The sequence below is a fragment of the Micromonospora sp. WMMD967 genome, assembly GCF_029626165.1.
In the GTDB taxonomy this organism is placed as follows: domain Bacteria; phylum Actinomycetota; class Actinomycetes; order Mycobacteriales; family Micromonosporaceae; genus Micromonospora; species Micromonospora taraxaci.
Genome location: NZ_JARUBK010000001.1, coordinates 1,449,102 through 1,469,324, shown reverse-complemented (window position 1 = coordinate 1,469,324; position 20,223 = coordinate 1,449,102). Strand labels below are relative to the sequence as shown.

Here is a 20,223-nt window from a genome sequence, read left to right as displayed (position 1 = left end):
AACCTACAAGGTGGTATCAAGATCACAATGGCTGGCCGTCGGCGGTCTGCCGGGGCCTGGGTGAGGCGATAACATCCCGTTCCGGAGCCGACACGATACGGAGGCCGTCGATGTCTCGACCGATCACGCGCCCGGTCGTCGCAGGTCTGGCAGCCGGCCTCCTGACCGTACCGGCCCTCCCGACCGTCGCCGCCACCGCCGGGCTGCGCATGGTGCCGGCCTGCACGACCTCCCCCGCCCCGGCCCGGCCGGTCACGGCCGCACCCTGGCCACAGCGACGGTACGACCCGACCCGGCTCGCGCCCCTGGCCACCGGCGCCGGGGTGACCGTGGCGGTGGTCGACTCGGGGGTGGATCGGGCGCACCCCCAGCTGGCCGAGCGGGTGCTGACCGGCACCGACCTGCTCGACCTCGGCGGGGACGGCAGTCGGGACTGCGCCGGGCACGGCACCGGCGTGGCGAGCATCATCGCGGCGGCCCCCCGCCCCGGGGTCGCCTTCCACGGCCTCGCACCGGATGCCCGGATCCTGCCGGTGCGGGTGAGTGAACAGCAGGTGGTGCAGGGTCGGGAGTCGGGTCGTACGGTCACCGCCGGCGAGTTCGCCCGGGCGATCCGCTGGGCCGTCGACCACGACGCCGACGTGGTCAACCTGTCCGTCGTGTTGTACGCGGACGACCCGGAGGTGCGCTCGGCGGTGCAACATGCGGTCGACCGGGACGTCGTGCTGGTGGCCGCCGCCGGCAACCTGCACGACAGTGGTGACCCGCAACCCTTTCCCGCCGGCTACGACGGGGTGATCGGCGTGGGGGCGATCGGGGCGGACGGGGTCAGGGCCGCCTTCTCCCAGACCGGCCCGTACGTCGACCTGGTGGCGCCCGGCAGTGAGGTGCTGACCGCCGCGCCCGGCGCCGGCCACCATCAGGTCGAGGGCACCAGTTACGCGGCGCCCTTCGTGGCCGCCACCGCCGCGTTGCTGCGCGAATATCGACCGGAGCTGACCGCTGCCCAGGTGGCCGAGCGGATCATCGCCACCACCGACCCGGCTCCGGGAGTCGGCCGGGGCGGCGGGTACGGCGCCGGTGTGCTGAACCCTTACCGGGCGGTCACCGAGACCGGCGGCAGCCGTGCGGCCGGCCCGGGGCAGGTCACCGCGCTCGCCGACGACCGAGCCGACCCGGCGACGCTCGCCCGCCAGGCCCGGCGGGCGTCGGCACGGGACCGGGCCCTGCTGGTCGGCGTGGTGGTCGGCCTGACGGCGGTCACCGTGGTGCTGCTCGCCCTGGTGCTGCCCCGCGGCGCCCGCCGACGCTGGCGTCCAGCCGGCGAGGCCTGACCTCGCAGGCCCGGCGCTCCGCGCACCACCCCGGCCGCCGCCGCGCAGCGGCCGGGGCACCGACCTGGACATGGTCAGCGCTCCCGGCTCACCGCAGTCACTGGAACAGCCCGGTGTTCTTCTTCTCGGTGTCCAGATAGTCGGAGGCGGAGTCACCCACCGCCACCTTGATGTCGCGCAGCATGGCCTGGAGGTCCTGCGAGGCGGAACGCCACCGCGCCTGCCGTTGCTCGTACGCCTCGCGGGCCTCGCCCGTCCAGCTCGCCACCAGCGGAGCGGCGTCGCGTTCGAGTTGTCCGAGTTGCGAGTCGAGCCTGTTCAACGCCTTCTGGATGTCCGCGCCGGCCTGCTGAAGCGCGGCGAAGTTGACGACCAGCACACCTTGGTCCATCGGATGTCCTCCCCGGGCGGGTTCAGAGCGGCAGTTGGATGCCGCCGCGGTTGGTGCCGGCTACCCGGCTGGCGGCCTCGTCGTCGGAGACGTCGTACTGCCGGCCGGCGGTGCGAATCGCGCCGGCGGTCTCCCGCAGCGCCCGGTGCAGCGCCGCCTGGTCCTGAGACCACTGCTGCTTGACCTGCTCGAATGATCGACCACCGGCGCCACGCCAGGCCTGCTGCAACACCTCCAGTTCGGCCAGCAGGCCGGTCAGCATGGATTGCAACGACTGGTCCACCTGCTCGAACTTCGCGGCTGTCTGCTGCATCACCGCTGCTTCTGCCTGCGTCTGGGACACCCGGACGTCACCTCGTCTCTCCGCTCGCACCTGGCTCTCGACGCGCCCACCCTGGGGGCGCGTCGGCCGCTCGGCCCGGCCGTCGAGCACTGAGACACGGGTCAGCGACGAACTTCGTGGCTGACGGTAGCGACCTCGTAGCAGTTCTGCTACCCCCTGCGGCTCCCCTGTGGACAACCACGGCAACCATCGGTCACTTACGATGTGCTGCAGCCACGTCGCGGCGCGTGACGGCCGGTCGGCCGTCCGCCCGACACGGTCCCCACAGGTCGAGGAGGCGCGGTGCCGGCGATCACCACCGGAGGACCGCACCGGGCGACACCGGCCCGGTCCGGGTCGGCGACCGTGCCACCGACGGTCGGCCCGCCCACCGACCGCGGGCCAGGGCTCGCCGATCAGCAGGCACCACCTCGCCGGTCGCCGTTCGCGCGGGGCGCCGATGTCGGCGTCCGAGCCGGTCAACTGGTCACCGCGCAGGTCGCGGCGGCACTCGTTCTCGTCGCCCTCGGCCGGCCGGCACCGGTCACCGCGGCGGCGACGCTCGTCGCCGTACTGCTGGTGGCGGTGGCCGTGGTCCGGATCCGGGGCCGGTGGCTCTTCGAGTGGTTGGGCACGGCCGCCGAGCACCTGACCCGTCGTCGGGAGTTGCCCGGCCCGGCCGGCGCAGCCGAGTTGCTCGAACTGGTCGCTCCGGGCACCGTCGTCCAGTCCACCGAGCTGACCGGCGGGCCGGCCGCGGTGCTGGAGGACACCGCGGGCATGGTGGTGCTGCTGGAGCTCGGCGACCCGGGCGACCTGCTCGGCGACGCGTCCCGGGCCATCCCCGCGCCGTCCGCGTTGCTGCCGCCGGCCGGGCCGGATGTTCCCCCGCTACGGGTCCAGCTGCTGCTCAGCGGGGCGCCGGCCCCGGTGCCGGCGGCGGCCGGGACGGTCGGCACGTCGTACCGGCAGCTCACCGACGGGCGGCTCGCCGGTCGGGAGCGGGCGGTGGTGGCGGTGCGGGTGCTGCGGGTGGACGGCTGGACCGGAGAGGATCTGCGCCGCGTGCTCGCCGGCACGGTACGCCGGATCGTCCGCCGGCTCGGGCCGCTGACCGCACGGCCGCTGGGTGTGCCCGCGGCCCTGCGTGTGCTGGGCGAGTTGGCCCATCACGACGGGCATCCGGTCCGGGAAGCCTGGCTCGCGCTTCGGTCCGGCCCTCTGCACCAGGCTACCTTCCGGCTGGTCCGCTGGCCCGACGGCACCGGTGGACGGCGGCTGGTGCCCCGCCTGCTCGCGCTACCGGTGACCGCGACGACCGTGTCGATCTCCACAGGCCCGACCCCGACCGCCTCCGACCCAGGGGTGCCGACCGAGCTGACCGTACGCCTGGCCGCCGGCACGGCGACCGAGCTGGCCGTCGCCGCCGAGGCGTCGACGCGCCTGGTGGCCGACCTCGGAGGGGAGCTGCGGCGGCTCGACGGCGCGCACCTGAGCGGGCTCGGCGCGACACTGCCGTTGGCGCTGACCACCAACGAAGCGCCGGCCCGCCCCGCGTTGGACGACTGGGAGCTCACAGTGGGCGACGCGGGGATGATGGTCGGCAGGAACCGGCACGGCGGAGCCGTCACCGTACGACTGTTCCGGCCGGAGAGCACCAGGGTGTTGCTGGTCGGCGGGGTGCGCGCGGCCCAGTTGGTGGCCCTGCGCGCCCTGGCCCTCGGCGCGCTGGTGGTGGTGCAGACGACCCGGCCGCGCGCCTGGGAACCGTTCGTCCGGGGTGTGGGCGCGCCGGGCGGGACGATCCCGTTGATCCCGCCCGGTCGACCGGTGGCCGACGGGGTGGGCAGCGCGCTGCGCCCGTTGCTGCTGGTCGTCGACGCGGGGCCGGTGCCGGCCGATGCCGAGCCGGGCCCGCCGTGGCGGGCCACGCTCGTGGTACGCGACGAGCTGACTTCGGCGGACGTGGACACGTTGAGCCGCGCCGACCTGGCGTTGCTGCAACCGCTGAACGCCGCCGAGGCCGCCTTGGCCGGCACCGCGCTCGGGCTCGGCGGGTCGGCCGAGTGGTTGACCCGGATCCGGGACGACATGGTGGCCGTGGTCAACCGCAGGGCGCTGCGCTGGGCACTGCTCTCCCCCACGCCGATCGAGTCGCAACTGATCGGACGACCGGCGCGCGGTTGATCCCAGCAGGATGGTCAACTGCCGGGTTACGCGGGTGCGTGGTCCGTGGCACGATCCCCGCCATGGGTTTTCTGAAGGGTCTGCTGATTCGGCTGGCCAGCACAGCGCTGGCTTTCTGGCTGGCCACACTCCTCATTCCGGGCATCTCTCTGGACTCGAACTCGGCAGCCGAGACGGTGACCACGCTGCTCCTGGTGGCGGTGATCTTCGGCGTGGTCAACGCGGTTCTCCAGCCGATCATCAAGACGGTCGGCTGCGGCTTCTACCTGCTGACCCTGGGTCTCATCGCGCTCGTGGTGAACGGGCTGCTGTTCCTGCTCACCAGTTGGATCGCGGACCAGGCCGGGCTGCCGTTCACCGTGGACGGTTTCTGGCCGGCCGCCGTGCTCGGTGCCCTCTTCGTGAGCATCGTGACCTGGATCCTGGGCGCCGTCCTCGACCGCGACTGACCGCCGACCAGATCGGCCCGTCCCGGCCCTCTGCCGGGGCGGGCCGCTGACCACCCTTCGGGAATTGGCCGCCGTCGGTGCCCGCCTCGGCGGTTAACGTCACGTGATGTTCGCACTGACCCGCGCCGACGGCCATCTGCTCAGCACCGACCCCGCCCGGCTCGATCTGGAGCTGGTACACCACTGGTTGTCGACGGACGCGTACTGGGCACTCGGACGGGACCGGGCCGTCACCGACCGGGCGTTCGCCGGCTCGCTGCCGTTCGGCGTCTACCGGCCCGAGGACGGCCGCCAGGTGGCGGTGGCCCGGGTGGTCACCGACGGCGCCACCTTCGCCTGGCTCTGCGACGTGTACGTCGACCGGGCCGCCCGGGGCCGCGGGCTGGGTGGGTGGTTGGTCGGCGCTGCCCGTGACCACCTGGCCGAGCTGGGCGTACTCCGGATCCTGCTGATCACGAACGACGCACACCAGGTGTACGCGCGGGAGGGCTTCACGCCGTTGGACGTCCCGGAGCGGTGGATGATCCTGGACCGTCGTCCGCCGGTGACCCCGGTCACCGGAAAGGAACAAAGCGGCGGTACGCCCCTTACGGTGGAGGCGTGACGCCTCTCCGCCTGGGATACCTCTACGGCCTCGGCGCGTACCTGCTCTGGGGTTTCTTCCCGCTCTACCTCAAGCTGCTGCGGCCAGCCGGCGCGCTGGAGATCCTGGCCCACCGGGTCGTCTGGTCGGTGGTGTTCGTGGCGCTGTTGCTGGGCGCGCTGCGCAATGTCGGCTTCCTGCGGGCCCTGCTGCGTCGCCCCTGGGCGATGGCCGGGATGGTCGCCGCCGCCGGGCTGATCGCTGTCAACTGGGGCACCTACATCTACGGGGTCAACTCCGGTCGGGTGGTGGAGACCGCGCTGGGTTACTTCATCAACCCGCTGGTCGTGGTGCTGCTCGGTGTGACGGTGCTACGGGAGCGGCTACGACCGGCGCAGTGGGTGGCGTTGGGCATCGGCGCGTCGGCGGTCGTGGTGCTCACCGTCGACTACGGCCGGCTGCCCTGGCTGGCGTTGACCCTGGCGTTCAGCTTCGCCGGCTACGGCCTGGTCAAGAAGCGGCTGGGACTGCCGCCGGCGGAGGGGCTCTTCGTCGAGTCAGCGGTGCTGGCGCTGCCGGCGCTGGGTTACCTCGCCTGGTTGAGCGCGCGGGCCGAATCGACCTTCGGACACGTCTCGGCCGGGCACACTGCGCTGCTGGTGCTGGCCGGAGCGGCCACGGCGATCCCGCTGCTGATGTTCGCCGGGGCGGCCAACCGGCTGCCGCTGAGCAGCCTCGGCATGGTCCAGTACCTGGCGCCGATCCTGCAGCTCGGCTGCGGTGTGCTGATCTTCCACGAGCCGATGCCGCCGGCCCGCCTCGCTGGCTTCGGGCTGGTCTGGCTGGCCCTGATCGTGTTCACCACCGACGCCGTCCGGACCTCCCGCAGAACCCGGTCCCGTCGACCCGAATCCACCGTCGATCATGGAGTAGTGGTGCCCGCCCAGTCCTAGTTCGGGCGGTTCGTCGCGCCCCGCGCCCCGCGCCCCGCGCCCCGCGCCCCGCGCCCCGCGCCCCGCGCCCAAGATCCTCACAACATCGGGGATGTTGCTGCCTCAGACACGCAGGACACAGCAATATCCCCGATGTTGCGCGGATCTTGGTGCCGAACACGCGGTCGCGGTGGCGGTCGCGGTGGCGGGCGGGGTGGGTTACGGGACGGCGTAGGTGAGCAGGGGGGTTCCGTCGGCTTTCTGGAGTTCCACGCTGGCCAGCTCGGCGTCGGTGAACCTCGTGTTGCCGGTGAAGCTGAGGTCGTCACCGGGGGCCGCGAGCCACGAGCCGATCTGCTCGGTGGCGCCGTTCGGGCCGTGCGCCACCAGCCGGAACGGGTACGCCTTGCCGTAGCTCGCCCGCGCGTCGTACCCGCACCGCATGGTCACCCGGGTGCCCCACTTGGTGCCGACCAGCCCGATGTCGGCGTGCACCGGCCCGGCGGTGGCCACCGGCCGCATGGCGACCATCGACACCTGTGGGCCAGGGGTGCCCTGTGCCGTCGGCGCCGGGGTGACCGGTCGGGGCAGCACCGCCGCCGTACCGACACCCACGACCAGGGCCAGCCCGGCGGCGGCCAGTGTGGTCAGCGCGTACCGTCGCCGGTCCGCGGAGCGTTGCCGACGCCGGCGACGCCGGGCCTCGTCGAGCAGCGCGGGCACCCGGGGCGGGGCCGGCGGGGGCATGATCTGCTCCAGTCCCGCCGGGTCGAGGCGCCCGAGCAGCCCGGGCAGCACGGCGATCTCGGCGACCGACTCCCGGCAGGAGGCGCAGCCGGACAGGTGCCGTTCGTACGCCGCCCGTTCGGCGGGGGCCAAGGCACCCAGCACGTACGCGCCGTCGTCGTACGCGAACTCGCACCGGGTCATCCCGTCACCCCCATCTCGGCAAGGACCAAACGTAGAGACCGCAACGCGTAGTGCGTGCGGGACTTCACGGTCCCCGGCGGTACGCCCAGGCGGGACGCCGCCTCGGCCACCGACCGCCCCTGGTAGAAGCATTCGACGAGCACTTCCCGGTGGGTAGGGCTCAGTCGGTTCAGCGCCTCGGCGACGGTCCACGCCTCCACTGCCCGCTCGGCCTCGTCGATCACCTCCGGCGGTTCGGGCAGGTCGTCGGTGAACACCTCGCCCACCCGGGTGGACCGTCGCCGCCAGGCGTCGATGGCCAGGTTGCGGGCGGTGGTGAACAGCCACGACCGCACCGAACCGCGTTTCGGGTCGAGGGACTCCGGGTGTCGCCAGGCCCGCAGCAGCGTCTCCTGCACCAGGTCCTCGGCGCGCTGCCGGTCCCCGTTGACCAGCCGCAGGGCATGGGCGTACAGCGCCTCCGCGTGCTCGTCGTGCAGCGCGCGCAGCAGTTGGGCGTCGTGGTCGCTGATGGCGGTCTCCTCGCTTCCTGCGCGCGTCCGGCGGTGCGTCCGCCCGTGAATACGTGCGGTCACGCCGAACGGTTCAGCCCGAGGTCAGACGGTTGCCGTCCGGAGAGGTGTTCATGCCTGGTTCACATCGCGGCCGACGAGCGCTCACCACGTCCTCTTAGCGTCCGGCGGGTACGCCGCCTGTCGTGCCACCGACTCCCTGGAGGCTCCCCCCATGAGCGACCGCCCCCGGCTGCTCCCCCTGTTGACCGGCAACCGCCACGGCACCCGTGACGCCATGACCTGTCTGTACCGGTGCGGAAACGCCTGCGACCACCCGGTCCCGAACACCTCCGACAACGCGTACTTCGGTGACGTGGTGAACGCGGAGGTGTCGCGGCGCGGCGTGGTCCGGGCCGGCGCTGTCGGCGCGCTGGTCCTCGGTTTCGGCGGCGCGGCGGCCGGTGCGCTCGCCGGCGCGGCGCCCGCCGTGGCCGCCCCCACCACCCCGGACGTCCCGGAGGCCTTCGGCTTCGGCCGCCCCAGCACCGGTATCGGCAACGGCGCGCTGACCTTCAAGCCGATCCCGCCGAACAAGCTGGACACCCTCGTCGTGCCGAACGGCTACGACCACGCCGTCGTGATCAAGTGGGGTGACCCGGTGCTGCCGGGCGCACCCGAGTTCAACCTGCACCACCAGACCGCCGCGGCGCAGTCCAGGCAGTTCGGTTACAACAACGACTTCGTGGGCGTGCTGCCGCTGGACAAGCAGGGCAAGCGGGCGCTGCTCGTGGTCAACCACGAGTACACCAACGAGGACCTCATGTTCCCGGGCTTCCCCGGCCTGGACGGGCTCTCCGTGGAGCAGCTGCGCACGGCCATGGCCGCGCACGGCATGTCGGTGGTGGAGATTGAGCGGGTCGCCGGCACCGGGCAGTGGAAGCCGGTCGGCAAGGGCCCCCGCGCGTACAACCGGCGGGTCACCGCGCTGAGCACCAAATTCGACTTGACCGGGCCGGCCGCCGGGTCTGCCTGGCTGAAGACGGCCGCCGACCCCAAGGGTCGTACTGTCGTCGGCACCCTGAACAACTGCGCCGGTGGCGTGACCCCGTGGGGCACCGTGCTCTCCGGTGAGGAGAACTTCAACCAGTACTTCGTGGGTGCCGACGCGGCGCCGGCCGAGCTGAAGCCGAAGCTGGACCGCTACGGCATCAGCACCGCCAGCCGCTACCCCAGCGGCAGCCGCAAGTGGGAACGCGCCGACGAACGCTTCGACCTGGCGAAGCACCCCAACGAGGCACACCGGTTCGGCTGGATCGTCGAGATCGACCCGTTCGACCCGGAGAGCCGCCCGCGCAAGCACACCGCGATGGGCCGGTTCAAGCACGAGGGCGCGAACGTGATCGTCGCCAAGGACGGCCACGTGGTCGCGTACATGGGTGACGACGAGCGGTTCGACTACCTCTACAAGTTCGTCTCGGACCAGAAGTTCATGAAGGGCAACTCCTGGGCCGCCCGCAAGCACAACCTGACCCTGCTGGAGTCCGGCACGCTCTACGTGGCGCAGCTCGACCAGACCAGCGCGGCCGAGATCGACGGGTCGGGCAAGCTGCCCGCCGACGGCGCGTTCAACGGCCGGGGCCGCTGGATCAAGCTGGTCAGCGGCAACCGGTCGTTCGTCGACGGGATGACCGCCGCGGACGTGCTCACCTTCACCCGGCTCGCCGGTGACAAGGTCGGCGCGACCAAGATGGACCGCCCCGAGGACGTCGAGCCGAGCCTGCTCACCGGCAAGGTGTACGTGGCGTTGACCAACAACACCAACCGTGGCGTCGGCAGCAACCCGAAGCCGGACGAGGCCAACCCGCGCAACGCCAACAAGCACGGGCAGGTCCTGGAGTTGGTGGAGGACCGCGGCGACAACACCTCGGAGACCTTCGCCTGGTCGCTGCCGATCGTCTGCGGCGACCCGACCGACCCGTCGACCTTCTTCGCCGGGTACGACAAGACCAAGGTCTCCCCGATCTCCTGCCCGGACAACGTCGCCTTCGACGCCACCGGCAACCTGTGGATCTCCACCGACGGCAACGCTCTGGGCAGCAACGACGGCCTGTTCGCCACCGCCGTGGAGGGCCCGGAGCGGGGGCACCTGAAGCAGTTCCTGACCGTGCCGCTCGGTGCGGAGACCTGCGGCCCGTTCATCACCGGTGACAACCGTTCGGTGTTCGTCGCGGTGCAGCACCCCGGCGAGATCACCGGCGCCTCGGTGGAGAACCCGGCCTCGAACTGGCCGGACGGGGACTACGCCAAGCCGGGCGTGGTGGTCACCTGGCGCCTGGACGGCGGCCCGGTCGGCAGCTGACGTTGCACCCGCGGCCGGCCGGTCGCTGACGTTGCTCAGGCGGTCCGGGGCTGGACCGCCCTCGGAGGCCCTCTCCCAGCCGGGGAGAGGGCCTCCGGCGTTGCGGGGTCAGTTGTCGGAGGCGATGCCGTCGGCGACGCTGCGGGCCACGGTGAGCAGCTTGGCGCGGACCACCCGGGCGGAGGTCATCATCTCGCTGGCCGGCAACGCGCACGCCAGCACGACGCGGCGTTCCATGTCCTTGTCCGGGGCGACGAGCACCGCCGCGCAGGCGACCCCCTGGCGGAACTGCCCCATCTCCAGCTGCATGCCGCGCCGGTCGCCGGCGGCCAGGTCGGCCTCGAACGTTTCGGTGGTGGTCAGCGTGGCGGTGGTGAACGGGCGCATGCCGTACTCGCGCAGGTAGCGGTGGCGCTGGTCGACGCTGAGGGTGGCGAGCAGCGCCTTGCCGAGGGCCGTCGCGTGCGCCCCCTCGTCGAAGCCGGGGACCAGGTCCTCCAGGTACGGCGAGCGGTGCCCCTCGGCGACCGCTGTGAGGGCCACCTGACCGCCGACGAAGCGGCCGAGGTAGTGGCTGTAGCCGGTGTCCAGGGCGGCCCGCCGGAGGGTCTCACCGACCGCTGGAGGGCCCCGGAACGCGGTCACCAGCTCCCGGTACCGGTCGGCCACCTCCAGCCCCACGATGTACGTGCCGTCCTCGCGACGGATCACGTAGCCCTCGTAGGCGAGTGTGCGGACCAGGTGGTAGGTGGTGGCCACGGTCAGCTCGCACCGTCTGGCGATCTGCTTGACGGTCAGGCCCTTGGGGGCGCGACCGACCGACTCCAGCACCCGCAGTGCTCGGGACACACTGCGGATCAGGTCCGAAGGTTCTGCCAAGGGGTCGCGCACAACCACCTCCGCCGCCGGGGACTTACACCATATGAAAAACAGGCCCGGTGCGAAATGCCTGTTCGGGTCGAGGATGCCAGATCACCATCCACAGCTCGTGGCCCGACCGTCACGGCGAGTGGTCTGAGACGGATTCACGTAGGTTTGCCGGACGATGACCAACACCGCCATCACCCACGAGCCGACCGCCGCCCGATCCCACCCGATCCGGGCCAGCGCCGGCGCAGTCGCCACCACAGTGGCCTGCGTACTCCCCGTGTTCCTGCTCGGCGGTCTCGCCGTACAGATGGGCAGCGACCTCGACTTCTCCCCGGCCGGCCTCGGTCTGGCCGTATCCGTTTACTTCGGCGTCAGCGCGCTGGCGTCGGTGCCCTCCGGCCGACTGGTCGAGCGGTACGGGCCGGCCCGGGTGGCCCGCTGCGGCATCGTGCTGGCCGCCGTGTCGATGCTGGCCGTGGCGGCCGTCGCCCGGTCGTACCCGGTGCTGGTCGGGTTGCTGGCCCTCAGCGCCGCCGCGAACGCCCTCGGCCAGTTGGCCAGCAACACGGCGCTGGCCCAGCACGTGCCGGCCCGACGGCAAGGGCTGTCGTTCGGTGTCAAGCAGGCCGCCATCCCGATCTCGACCCTGCTGGCCGGCGCGGCGGTGCCCGTCATCGCGCTCACCGTCGGCTGGCGGTGGGCGTTCGTGGCGGCGGCGGTGGCCGCGATGACGACGCTGCCCGCCGTACCCCGGGAGCTGCCCGGTCCACCGCGTCGGGCCGGGGCGGCGCGCGCCGGCCGGGCGACGGCGGCGCTGGTGGTGGTCGGGGCGGCGGCGACGTTGGCAGCGGTGGCAGCCAACGCGCTGGGCACCTTCCTGGTGGACTCCGCCGCAGCCCGGGGCATGTCGCCGGGCCTGGCCGGCCTGACGCTGACATTGGGCAGCGCGGTCTGCGTCGCGGCCCGGGTGGGTGCCGGCTGGCTGGCCGATCGGCGTGCCACCGGTCACGTCGCCCTCATCGCCGCGATGCTCGTCGTCGGCGCGGTCGGGCTGGGCCTACTCGCGCTGACCGGCCCGGTGCCGCTGGTGGTCGGCGTGGTGCTCGGCTTCGGTCTGGGCTGGGCATGGCCCGGCCTGATGACCTTCGCGGTGGTCCGGCTCCACCCGCAGTCACCGGCCGCGGCCACCTCGATCACCCAGACCGGGGTGTACGCGGGCGGTTGTCTCGGCCCGCTGAGCCTGGGCCCGCTCGCCGCCCACCTCGGTTACCCGGCCATGTGGACCACCGCGGCGGCGTCCATGCTGCTGGCCGCCGTCCTCATGCTCGGCGGCGGCCGCCTGCTGGGCCGTGCCGCCGCCGTTGGAAGCCGGGGCGAAGGTCAGCTGGTGCGGTCGGCGATGTAGTCGCAGAGCGATTCGAGCGCCTGCCGCGACGGGCCCTCCGGAAGGGGGGCCAGACGGGCGCGGGCGTCCTCGGCGTAACTGCGCACGGTCTCCCGGGCGCGCTTGAGCGCCGGGCTCTCCCGGAGCAGCCCCAACGCCTCGGCGTGCAGCGCGTCGTCGGTCAGCGGGCCGGTCGCGAGGATCTCCCGCAGACGCACCGAGGCGGCGTCCGAGTCGTCCGACTGGCGCGCGTAGAGCACCGGCAGCGTCGGGACGCCCTCGCGCAGGTCCGTACCCGGCGTCTTGCCCGACTGCACCGACTCGGAGGCGATGTCGAGCAGGTCGTCGGTGAGCTGGAAGGCGACGCCGATCGTCTCGCCGTAACCGGCGAGGGCCTCCACGTGCTCCGGGGCGGCCCCACCGAACATGCCGCCGAACCGGATCGACGTGGCGATCAGCGAACCGGTCTTGTCGGCGATCACGTTCAGGTAGTGGGTCACCGGGTCGTCGTCCGCGCGCGGCCCCACGGTCTCCGCGATCTGGCCGTGCACCAGCCGGGCGAAGGTGCGCGCCTGCAACCGGACCGCCTCCGGGCCCAGGTCGGCGGCGATGTCCGCCGCGCGGGCGAAGAGGTAGTCACCGACCAGGATGGCGAGCGAGTTGGTCCAGCGGGAGTTCGCGCTCGCCGCGCCCCGGCGAACGACAGCCTCGTCCATCACGTCGTCGTGGTAGAGGGTGGCCAGATGGGTGAGCTCCATCACCACGGCGGCCGGGACCACCTGCGGACCGGTGGGGTCACCGAACTGTGCGCCGAGCGCCACCAGAAGCGGTCGGAAACGCTTCCCGCCCGCCTCGAGAAGGTGCCGGGCGGCCTCGGTGACGAACGGGTCCGCGCTGGACACACTGGCCCGCAACTCGACCTCGACCGTGTCCAGAACCGCCAGCACCGACGCCTCGACCCGCGGATCGGCAAGGTGGAGGCCGATCGCGCCGAACTGACTCGTGCTCGCCCGACCCCGCCGACCGCCGGAGCCGGAGGCACCTGAACGCTCACCCGCCGGATTCACCACGCTATCAACCATGCCACACCCGTTCGACCTGCTCCGGGTCGGGGATACGCACCGGGGGCCGGCACGTGAACACGCGCCGGCCCCCGGTGATCGATCTTTCCGTCAACGAACGAATTCGGCAGCTCCGGTAGCCAGATCGAGCAGCGGCGCCGGGGCGACACCCAGCACCAGGGTGGCCAGCACACCGATCATCAACGCGGCGGCGGTGAGCCCGCCGGGCACCGTGACGGTCGGGGTGGACTCGCCCGGCTCGGAGAGCCACATCATCACCACGACCCGCAGGTACGGGAACGCCAGCACCATGCTGGTCAGCACACCGGCGATCACCAGCCACGCCTGACCAACGTCGAGCGCCGGCCCGAAGATGGCGAACTTGCTGGTGAAACCACTGGTCAGTGGGATACCGGCGAACGCCAGCAGGATGAAGGTGAACAGCGCGGCGAAGAACGGCGACCGCCGACCCAACCCGGCCCAGCGGGACAGGTGGGTCGCCTCCCCGTCGGAGTCCCGCACCAGGGTCACCACCGCGAACGCGGCCAGCACCGAGAAGCCGTACGCGACCAGGTAGAACATCGTGCCGGAGAGCCCGTCGCGGCTCGGCGCCAGCACACCGACCAGCAGGTAGCCGGCGTTGGCGATCGAGGAGTACGCGAGCAGCCTCTTGATGTCGGTCTGGGTGACCGCGAGCACCGCGCCGACCAGCATGGTCAGCACCGCCACCGCGCCGAGGACCGGGGTGAAGTCCCAGCTGGCGTCGGCGAACGCGACGTGGAAGACCCGCAGCAGGGCACCGAACGCGGCGACCTTCGTGCAGGCCGCCATGAAGCCGGTGACCGGGGTCGGCGCACCCTGGTAGACGTCCGGCGTCCAGACGTGGAACGGTGCCGCCGCCGCCTTGAAGAGCAGGCCGATCGAGAGCAACGCCATGCCGGCGAAGAGGAGCACCGGGCTGGCCGGGGATTCGCCCACCGCCGCGTCGATAGTGGCGAAGTCGACGCCGGCCGGCCGGCCCGGGATGCCGGACGTGAAGCCGTAGATCAGCGCCACCCCGAACAGGAAGAACGCGGAGGCGTACGCGCCGAGCAGGAAGTACTTCATCGCCGCCTCCTGGCTCAGCAGCCGCCGGCGACGGGCCAGCGCGCAGAGCAGGTAGAGCGGCAGGGAGAAGACCTCCAGTGCGATGAACATGGTCAGCAGGTCGTTCGCCGCCACGAAGATCAGCATGCCGCCGATCGCGAACGTGGTGAGCGGGTAGACCTCGGTGAGGCCGTTGCGCCCCTCGGCCTGACGCCGGTCGTCGGCCGACTCGGCGGTCACCGCGGCCTGGGCGACGAACGCCCCGCCGCGCTCGACCGAGCGGTCACCGATCAACAGCAGCGCCATCGCGGCCAGCACCAGGATCGCGCCCTGGAGGAACAGCGTGGGCCCGTCGATCGCGAGGGCCCGGCCGGCGGTGACGATCCGCTCGTCGGCGTTGAGGACCACCATGGTCAGCGCCGCGAGCACGGCCAGCAGCGCCAGCGTCAGCTGCACGACGTGCCGCCAACGCCGGGGCACGAGAGCCTCGACCAGCACGCCGAGCAACGCGGTGCCCAGCATGATCAGGATCGGGGAGAGCGCCGCGTAGTCGATCGACGGCAGTTTCAACTCGGTCACTTTGCCGCCTCCTGGACGGTGCCGCCCACGGACGGCGCCGGGTCGGTTCTGCCGATGTCGTCCATGGTTGCCTGGACGGCCGGGTTGATCACGTCAGTGACCGGCTTGGGGAAGAAGCCGAGCAGCACGATCAGTGCGATCAGTGGGGCGACCACGACCTTCTCGCGCAGGTTGAGGTCCTTGCGCATCCCGTCGACCTCGGTCAGCGCCGGGTTGAGGGTGCCCTGGGTGGTGCGCTGCACCATCCACAGCACGTACGCGGCGGCCAGGATGATGCCGAGCGTGGCGATGATCGCGACCGGCTTGTTCACCGTGAAGGTGCCGATCAGCACCAGGAACTCGGAGATGAACGGCGCCGTGCCCGGTAGCGCGAGCGAGGCGAGACCGGCGAAGAAGAGCACCCCGGCGAGCACCGGGACCAACTTGCCGGCGCCACCGAAGTCGCTGATCAACGCCGAACCACGCCGGGAGATCAGCATGCCCACCACCAGGAAGAGCAGGCCGGTGGCCAACCCGTGGTTGAGCATGTAGAGCACCGCGCCGGTGCCGGCCTGGGTGGTGAAGGCGAAGATGCCCACGCCGATGAACCCGAAGTGCGCGATCGAGGTGTACGACACCAGCCGCTTGAGGTCGTTCTGGCCGACCGCCAGCAGCGCGGCGTAGACGATGCCGATCACGCCCAGCGCCAGCGCCCACGGCGCGAACCACTTCGACGCCTCGGGGAAGAGCGGGAGGCAGTAGCGCAGGATGCCGAACGTGCCGACCTTGTCCAGCACACCGACGAGCAGCGCCGCGGCACCCGCGGGGGCCGCGCCACCGGCGTCCGGCAGCCAGGTGTGGAACGGGAAGAACGGCGCCTTGATCGCGAACGCGAGGAAGAAGCCGAGGAACAGCCACCGCTCGGTGCCGGTGCTGATGTCCACCTGCGACAGCGCCTGCCAGTCGAAGGTCTTGCCGCCGACCACCCACAGGCCGATCACGGCGGCCAGCATGAACAGACCGCCGACGAGCGAGTAGAGGAAGAACTTCACCGCCGCGTACTGCCGCTGGTGGCCGCCGTAGCTGCCGATGAGGAAGTACATCGGGACGAGCATGACCTCGAAGAACACGTAGAACAGGAAGACGTCGGCGGCCGCGAAGACACCGATCATCGTGCACTCGAGAACCAGCAGCAACGCGAAGTAGACGGGCACCGACCGCTTCGACGACTCGGCGTCGTGCCAGGACGCCAGGATCACCAGTGGCACCAGCACCGCGATCAGCATCAGCATCACCAGCGCGATGCCGTCGGCCGCGAAGGTGAAGCTGACACCCCAGTTCGGGATCCACGAGTACGACTCGCGGAACTGGAAGCGGTCACCGCCGGTCTTGAAGCTGACCCACATCACCACCGAGAGCACCAGCACGAGCAGCGACCAGGCGAACGCCACCTGCTTGGCCAGCTCCGGCCGGTGGCGCGGCAGGAAGGCCACCACCAGGGCGCCCACCAGCGGCGCCACGGTGAGCACCGAGAGGAACGGGAAGTTGGACATTATGCGGCCTTACCTCCGTCGTCACTGCGTGGTCCGCCGGCGGGGGCGGCCGGGAAGAGGTCGATCACGCCAACCACCCGGCCTGCACCGCCAGGAACGCCGCCATCACCAGCAGCGCACCGGCCAGGATCGAGGTGGCGTACGAGCGGACGAAGCCGGTCTGCATCCGCCGGAGGCGACCCGAGCCACCGCCGACCGCGGCGGCGAGCCCGTTGACGAGCCCGTCGATGCCCCGGTTGTCGAGGTACACCAGCGCCCGGGTGAGGAAGATGCCCGGCTTCTCGAAGACCGCCTCGTTGAACGCGTCGGTGTAGAGGTTGCGCCGGGCGGCGGTGACCAGTACACCGGCCGGCTGCGGCGCGGTGGCCGTACCGGCGCGGAACAGGAACCAGGCGAGCCCGGCACCGAGCACCGTGACCAGCAGCGACAGGATCGTGATCACCGTGTGGGAGAGCACGCCGTGCGCCTCACCGGCGGCCTCCTCGCCGAGCACGGGCGACAGCCACGAGGCGACACCGTCGTTCCAGGCCATCAGGCCACCGGCCACCACCGAACCGGCAGCCAGCAGGATCAGCGGGATGGTCATCAGCTTCGGCGACTCGTGCGGGTGCTCGATGTCCTCGGTCCACCGCTTCGGGCCGTGGAACGTGAGCACGAAGAGCCGCGTCATGTAGAACGCGGTCAGCCCGGCGCCGAGCAGTGCCGCGCCGCCGAAGAGCCAGGCGGTCCAGTCCTCCCGCTCGAAGGCGCTCGCGATGATCGGCTCCTTGGAGAAGTAGCCGGAGAGCGGCGGGAGGCCGATGATGGCCAGCCAGCCCATCATGAAGGTCAACCAGGTGATCTTCATGTGCTTCGAGAGGCCACCGAAGCGGCGGATGTCGACCTGGTCCTTCATGCCGTGCATCACCGAGCCGGCGCCCAGGAACATGTTGGCCTTGAAGAAGCCGTGCGCCAGCAGGTGGATGATCGCCAGCGCGTACGCGCCACCGCCCAGGCCGACGCCGACGAACATGTAGCCGATCTGGCTGACCGTCGACCAGGCGAGCACCCGCTTGATGTCGTCCTTGGCCGCGCCGATGATGCAGCCGATCAGCAGGGTGAGCGCACCGACACTGACCACGACGAGTTGCAACGTCGAGTTCGCGGAGAAGATCGGGTTGGACCGGGCGATCAGGTAGACGCCCGCGGTGACCATGGTGGCCGCGTGGATGAGCGCCGACACCGGGGTCGGGCCCTCCATCGCGTCCGGCAGCCAGGCCTGGAGCGGGAACTGGCCCGACTTGCCGGCCGCGCCGAGCAGCAACAGCAGACCGAGGACCAGCACCGTCGCGCCGGTCAGCGAGCCGACACCGTTGAACACCTCGTCGTACTGGGTGGTGCCCAGGGTGGCGAACATGATGAAGATGCCGATGGCCAGGCCGGCGTCGCCGACCCGGTTCATCAGGAACGCCTTCTTACCGGCGGTGGCCGCGCTGGGCCGCTCGGTCCAGAACGAGATCAGCAGGTACGACGCCAGACCGACGCCCTCCCAGCCGAAGTACAGCATCACGTAGTTGTTGCCGAGCACCAGCAGCAGCATCGCCGCGACGAACAGGTTGAAGTACGCGAAGAACCGGCGACGACCCGCGTCGTGCGCCATGTACTCCACCGCGTACAGGTGGATCAGGAAGCCCACCCCGGTGATCAGCAGCACGAAGACCGCGGCCAGCGGGTCGAACAGCAGGCCGAAGTCGACGCGCAGGTCACCGACCGCGATGAAGTCCCAGAGGCTCAGCTCGACCGACTTGTTCTCCAAGCCACGCAGCTGGAAGAAGAAGGACAGGCCGAGCACGAACGCGGCGCCGATGGCCGCCACACCCAACCAGTGCCCCCAGCGGTCGGCCCGCCGGCCGAGCAGCAGCAGGACGGCCGCGCTCAGCAGCGGGATCGCCACCAGCAGCCAGACGCCCCCGAGCAGCCCCGTGGCCTGGGCGTATTCCACAGTCTCTTCCACCGGTGGACCCCTCAGTACTTCAGCAGGTTGGCGTCGTCGACGCTCGCCGAGCGTCGCGTCCGGAAGATGGCCATGATGATCGCGAGCCCGACCACGACCTCGGCCGCCGCCACCACCATCACGAAGAACGCCATGATCTGGCCGTTGAGGTCACCGTTGATCCGGCTGAAGGTGACCAGCGTCAGGTTGGCCGCGTTGAGCATCAGCTCCACGCACATGAACAGCACGATCGCGTTGCGCCGGATCAGCACCCCGGCTGCGCCGATGGTGAACAGCACCGCGGCGAGGACGAGGTAGTAGTTCGGCTCGACCGAGAAGAACGATTCCATTATTTGTCCGTCCCCTTCAGCGAGGTTTCCTCGGCGGTCAGCTCGCGCTGCGGAAGGATCGCCGGGGTGCTCCGGTCGGTCAGGCGGCCGTCGGGCAGCCGGGCCGGGGTGGCCACCGAGGAGGAGGTCGCGAAGACACCGGGGCCGGGCTTCGGACCGGGGTAGTTGCCCGGGGCGAAGCGCGCCTTCATGGTCGACACCTGGTCGACCTTGTCCTGCTTGCGCCGCTCCACGTGGGCCAGCACCATGGCGCCGACCGCCGCGGTGATCAGCAGCGCCGAGGTCAGCTCGAACGCGAAGACGTACTTGGTGAACAGCAGCCGGGCGATGCCCTGCACGTTGCCCTCGGCGTTGGCCTGATCCAGGCCGACCGCTGTGGTCCGGTCCAGCGCCTGGTAGACGCCGGTGCCGACCAGACCGGCGAAGCCCACGCCGAGCACGATCGCGGCGACCCGCTGGCCGCGCAGCGTCTCGATCAGCGAGTCCGTGGAGTCCCGACCGACGAGCATCAGCACGAACAGGAACAGCATCATGATCGCGCCGGTGTAGACGATGATCTGCACCATGCCGATGAACGGGCCGGCCTGGAGCACGTAGAACACGCCCAGACAGAGCATGGTCAGCACCAGCCACAGCGCCGAGTGCACGGCGTTGCGCGCGGCCACCATCCCGATCCCGCCGAGCAGCGCGAGCGGGGCGAGGATCCAGAAGGTGACCGCCTCGCCGCCGGAGACCGAGCCCGCCGCGGCGAACACCGTAGACGTGGTCATGCCTTCTCTCCCTTGCCGGCTGCCACGCGCTGGGCGGCCTGCTCGGCACCCGGGAACGTCACGCCGGGGTGTTCCTCGACCTGGTAGCGGCCGGGGCCCATCGGGGACGTCTCGGCACCGGCGGACGTGCCCGGGTTGTCCAGCGCGCCGACGTAGTAGTCCTTCTCGCTGTCACCCAGCCGCATCGGGTGCGGCGGCTGCTCCATGCCCTCGAGCAGCGGAGCGAGCAACTGCTCCTTGGTGAAGATCAGGTCCTGCCGGTTGTCCCGGGCCAGCTCGTACTCGTTGCTCATGGTGAGCGACCGGGTCGGGCAGGCCTCGATGCACAGCCCGCAGAAGATGCACCGGGCGTAATTGATCTGGTAGATGCTGGCGTACCGCTCACCCGGCGAGAAGCGCTGCTCGTCGGTGTTGTCGCCACCCTCGACGTAGATGGCGTCCGCCGGGCAGGCCCAGGCGCACAGCTCGCAGCCGATGCACTTCTCCAGGCCGTCCGGGTGCCGGTTGAGGATGTGCCGCCCGTGATAGCGCGGCGCCGACACCGGCGGCTTGAACGGGTAGTCGGTGGTGACGACCTTCCTGAACATGTGCGAGAAGGTGACACCGAATCCCTTGAACGTTCCGGTGATCGAGCCCAC

General features: G+C 71.2%; 19 protein-coding genes. 7 read left to right on the top strand and 12 right to left on the bottom strand.

The features are described from left to right. Positions 1 to 110: 110 nt before the first annotated feature. A complete protein-coding gene (gene mycP, locus O7631_RS07030) occupies positions 111 to 1,334 on the top strand; it encodes a type VII secretion-associated serine protease mycosin (protein WP_278143524.1) in 1,224 nt (407 codons plus the stop codon). 97 nt (positions 1,335 to 1,431) lie between these two features. Here the strand turns inward: mycP and O7631_RS07025 are convergent, their stop codons facing one another. Together O7631_RS07025 and O7631_RS07020 are read right to left on the bottom strand one after the other, a co-directional pair. Further along, positions 1,432 to 1,725: a WXG100 family type VII secretion target gene (locus O7631_RS07025; RefSeq protein ID WP_278143523.1), complete on the bottom strand. Its 294-nt coding sequence runs from the start codon at positions 1,723 to 1,725 to the stop codon at positions 1,432 to 1,434. Positions 1,726 to 1,747: 22 nt separating this feature from the next. After that, the gene (locus O7631_RS07020; protein ID WP_088986744.1) at positions 1,748 to 2,068 is read right to left on the bottom strand and encodes a WXG100 family type VII secretion target; all 321 of its coding nucleotides are present in this window, start codon (positions 2,066 to 2,068) and stop codon (positions 1,748 to 1,750) included. 282 nt (positions 2,069 to 2,350) lie between these two features. On the opposite strand from O7631_RS07020, the gene eccE reads away from it, so the two are divergent. The 4 genes from eccE (at position 2,351) to rarD (ending at position 6,219) form a co-directional block, all read left to right on the top strand. Continuing rightward, positions 2,351 to 4,234: a type VII secretion protein EccE gene (eccE, locus tag O7631_RS07015; RefSeq protein ID WP_278143522.1), complete on the top strand. Its 1,884-nt coding sequence runs from the start codon at positions 2,351 to 2,353 to the stop codon at positions 4,232 to 4,234. A gap of 62 nt (positions 4,235 to 4,296) precedes the next feature. Further along, a complete protein-coding gene (locus O7631_RS07010; protein ID WP_278143521.1) occupies positions 4,297 to 4,683 on the top strand; it encodes a phage holin family protein in 387 nt (128 codons plus the stop codon). A gap of 106 nt (positions 4,684 to 4,789) precedes the next feature. Beyond that, complete coding sequence (locus O7631_RS07005) at positions 4,790 to 5,287, top strand: GNAT family N-acetyltransferase (protein ID WP_278143520.1); 498 nt, start codon at positions 4,790 to 4,792, stop codon at positions 5,285 to 5,287. Continuing rightward, a complete protein-coding gene (gene rarD / locus O7631_RS07000; RefSeq protein ID WP_278143519.1) occupies positions 5,284 to 6,219 on the top strand; it encodes an EamA family transporter RarD in 936 nt (311 codons plus the stop codon). Before O7631_RS07005 ends, rarD begins: the two co-directional genes overlap by 4 nt. Before the next feature lie 198 nt (positions 6,220 to 6,417). Here the strand turns inward: rarD and O7631_RS06995 are convergent, their stop codons facing one another. Together O7631_RS06995 and O7631_RS06990 are read right to left on the bottom strand one after the other, a co-directional pair. Next, entirely contained in the window at positions 6,418 to 7,128 is a 711-nt protein-coding gene (locus O7631_RS06995) for a zf-HC2 domain-containing protein (RefSeq protein ID WP_278143518.1), read from the bottom strand. Continuing rightward, the gene (locus O7631_RS06990; RefSeq protein ID WP_088986748.1) at positions 7,125 to 7,640 is read right to left on the bottom strand and encodes a sigma-70 family RNA polymerase sigma factor; all 516 of its coding nucleotides are present in this window, start codon (positions 7,638 to 7,640) and stop codon (positions 7,125 to 7,127) included. The genes O7631_RS06995 and O7631_RS06990 overlap by 4 nt, the downstream gene beginning before the upstream one ends. A gap of 214 nt (positions 7,641 to 7,854) precedes the next feature. Between O7631_RS06990 and O7631_RS06985 the strand changes: the two genes are divergently transcribed. Beyond that, positions 7,855 to 9,981 carry a PhoX family phosphatase gene (locus O7631_RS06985; protein WP_278143517.1) on the top strand — a complete coding sequence of 709 codons (2,127 nt, stop codon included), beginning with the start codon at positions 7,855 to 7,857 and terminating at the stop codon, positions 9,979 to 9,981. A gap of 108 nt (positions 9,982 to 10,089) precedes the next feature. On the opposite strand, the gene O7631_RS06980 is transcribed toward O7631_RS06985, so the two are convergent. After that, positions 10,090 to 10,872 carry an IclR family transcriptional regulator C-terminal domain-containing protein gene (locus O7631_RS06980; protein ID WP_145785932.1) on the bottom strand — a complete coding sequence of 261 codons (783 nt, stop codon included), beginning with the start codon at positions 10,870 to 10,872 and terminating at the stop codon, positions 10,090 to 10,092. Between the two features lie 154 nt (positions 10,873 to 11,026). Between O7631_RS06980 and O7631_RS06975 the strand changes: the two genes are divergently transcribed. Then, positions 11,027 to 12,256, top strand: a complete 1,230-nt coding sequence (locus tag O7631_RS06975) for an MFS transporter (RefSeq protein WP_278143516.1) — start codon at positions 11,027 to 11,029, stop codon at positions 12,254 to 12,256. On the opposite strand, the gene O7631_RS06970 is transcribed toward O7631_RS06975, so the two are convergent. The 7 genes from O7631_RS06970 to nuoI all read right to left on the bottom strand — a co-directional run bounded on the left by O7631_RS06970 (position 12,232) and on the right by nuoI (position 20,223). Then, on the bottom strand, positions 12,232 to 13,317 hold the full coding sequence (locus tag O7631_RS06970) for a polyprenyl synthetase family protein (protein ID WP_278143515.1): 1,086 nt from the start codon (positions 13,315 to 13,317) through the stop codon (positions 12,232 to 12,234). The two genes, O7631_RS06975 and O7631_RS06970, sit on opposite strands and share 25 nt — an antisense overlap. Before the next feature lie 90 nt (positions 13,318 to 13,407). Continuing rightward, positions 13,408 to 14,961: an NADH-quinone oxidoreductase subunit NuoN gene (gene nuoN / locus O7631_RS06965; RefSeq protein WP_278143514.1), complete on the bottom strand. Its 1,554-nt coding sequence runs from the start codon at positions 14,959 to 14,961 to the stop codon at positions 13,408 to 13,410. Continuing rightward, a complete protein-coding gene (locus O7631_RS06960; RefSeq protein WP_278143513.1) occupies positions 14,958 to 16,493 on the bottom strand; it encodes an NADH-quinone oxidoreductase subunit M in 1,536 nt (511 codons plus the stop codon). The genes nuoN and O7631_RS06960 overlap by 4 nt, the downstream gene beginning before the upstream one ends. 64 nt (positions 16,494 to 16,557) lie before the next feature. Then, a complete protein-coding gene (gene nuoL, locus O7631_RS06955; protein ID WP_278143512.1) occupies positions 16,558 to 18,486 on the bottom strand; it encodes an NADH-quinone oxidoreductase subunit L in 1,929 nt (642 codons plus the stop codon). Between the two features lie 11 nt (positions 18,487 to 18,497). Then, the gene (gene nuoK, locus O7631_RS06950) at positions 18,498 to 18,815 is read right to left on the bottom strand and encodes an NADH-quinone oxidoreductase subunit NuoK (RefSeq protein WP_088986756.1); all 318 of its coding nucleotides are present in this window, start codon (positions 18,813 to 18,815) and stop codon (positions 18,498 to 18,500) included. Further along, positions 18,815 to 19,585 (bottom strand): NADH-quinone oxidoreductase subunit J, encoded by a 771-nt coding sequence (locus O7631_RS06945; protein WP_278143510.1) that lies wholly within the window; start codon positions 19,583 to 19,585, stop codon positions 18,815 to 18,817. Before O7631_RS06945 ends, nuoK begins: the two co-directional genes overlap by 1 nt. Continuing rightward, complete coding sequence (nuoI, locus tag O7631_RS06940) at positions 19,582 to 20,223, bottom strand: NADH-quinone oxidoreductase subunit NuoI (RefSeq protein ID WP_088986758.1); 642 nt, start codon at positions 20,221 to 20,223, stop codon at positions 19,582 to 19,584. The genes O7631_RS06945 and nuoI overlap by 4 nt, the downstream gene beginning before the upstream one ends.

Excerpts from the sequence above, each read along its gene's own strand:
- O7631_RS06945 (WP_278143510.1), bottom strand. The coding sequence starts at position 19,585 with ATGACCACGTCTACGGTGTTCGCCGCGGCGGGCTCGGTCTCCGGCGGC.
- O7631_RS06960 (WP_278143513.1), bottom strand. The coding sequence starts at position 16,493 with ATGTCCAACTTCCCGTTCCTCTCGGTGCTCACCGTGGCGCCGCTGGTG.
- O7631_RS07010 (WP_278143521.1), top strand. The coding sequence starts at position 4,297 with ATGGGTTTTCTGAAGGGTCTGCTGATTCGGCTGGCCAGCACAGCGCTG.
- mycP (WP_278143524.1), top strand. The coding sequence starts at position 111 with ATGTCTCGACCGATCACGCGCCCGGTCGTCGCAGGTCTGGCAGCCGGC.
- O7631_RS06985 (WP_278143517.1), top strand. The coding sequence starts at position 7,855 with ATGAGCGACCGCCCCCGGCTGCTCCCCCTGTTGACCGGCAACCGCCAC.
- O7631_RS06970 (WP_278143515.1), bottom strand. The coding sequence starts at position 13,317 with ATGGTTGATAGCGTGGTGAATCCGGCGGGTGAGCGTTCAGGTGCCTCC.
- nuoK (WP_088986756.1), bottom strand. The coding sequence starts at position 18,815 with ATGGAATCGTTCTTCTCGGTCGAGCCGAACTACTACCTCGTCCTCGCC.
- O7631_RS07005 (WP_278143520.1), top strand. The coding sequence starts at position 4,790 with ATGTTCGCACTGACCCGCGCCGACGGCCATCTGCTCAGCACCGACCCC.
- O7631_RS06995 (WP_278143518.1), bottom strand. The coding sequence starts at position 7,128 with ATGACCCGGTGCGAGTTCGCGTACGACGACGGCGCGTACGTGCTGGGT.
- O7631_RS06975 (WP_278143516.1), top strand. The coding sequence starts at position 11,027 with ATGACCAACACCGCCATCACCCACGAGCCGACCGCCGCCCGATCCCAC.
- O7631_RS07025 (WP_278143523.1), bottom strand. The coding sequence starts at position 1,725 with ATGGACCAAGGTGTGCTGGTCGTCAACTTCGCCGCGCTTCAGCAGGCC.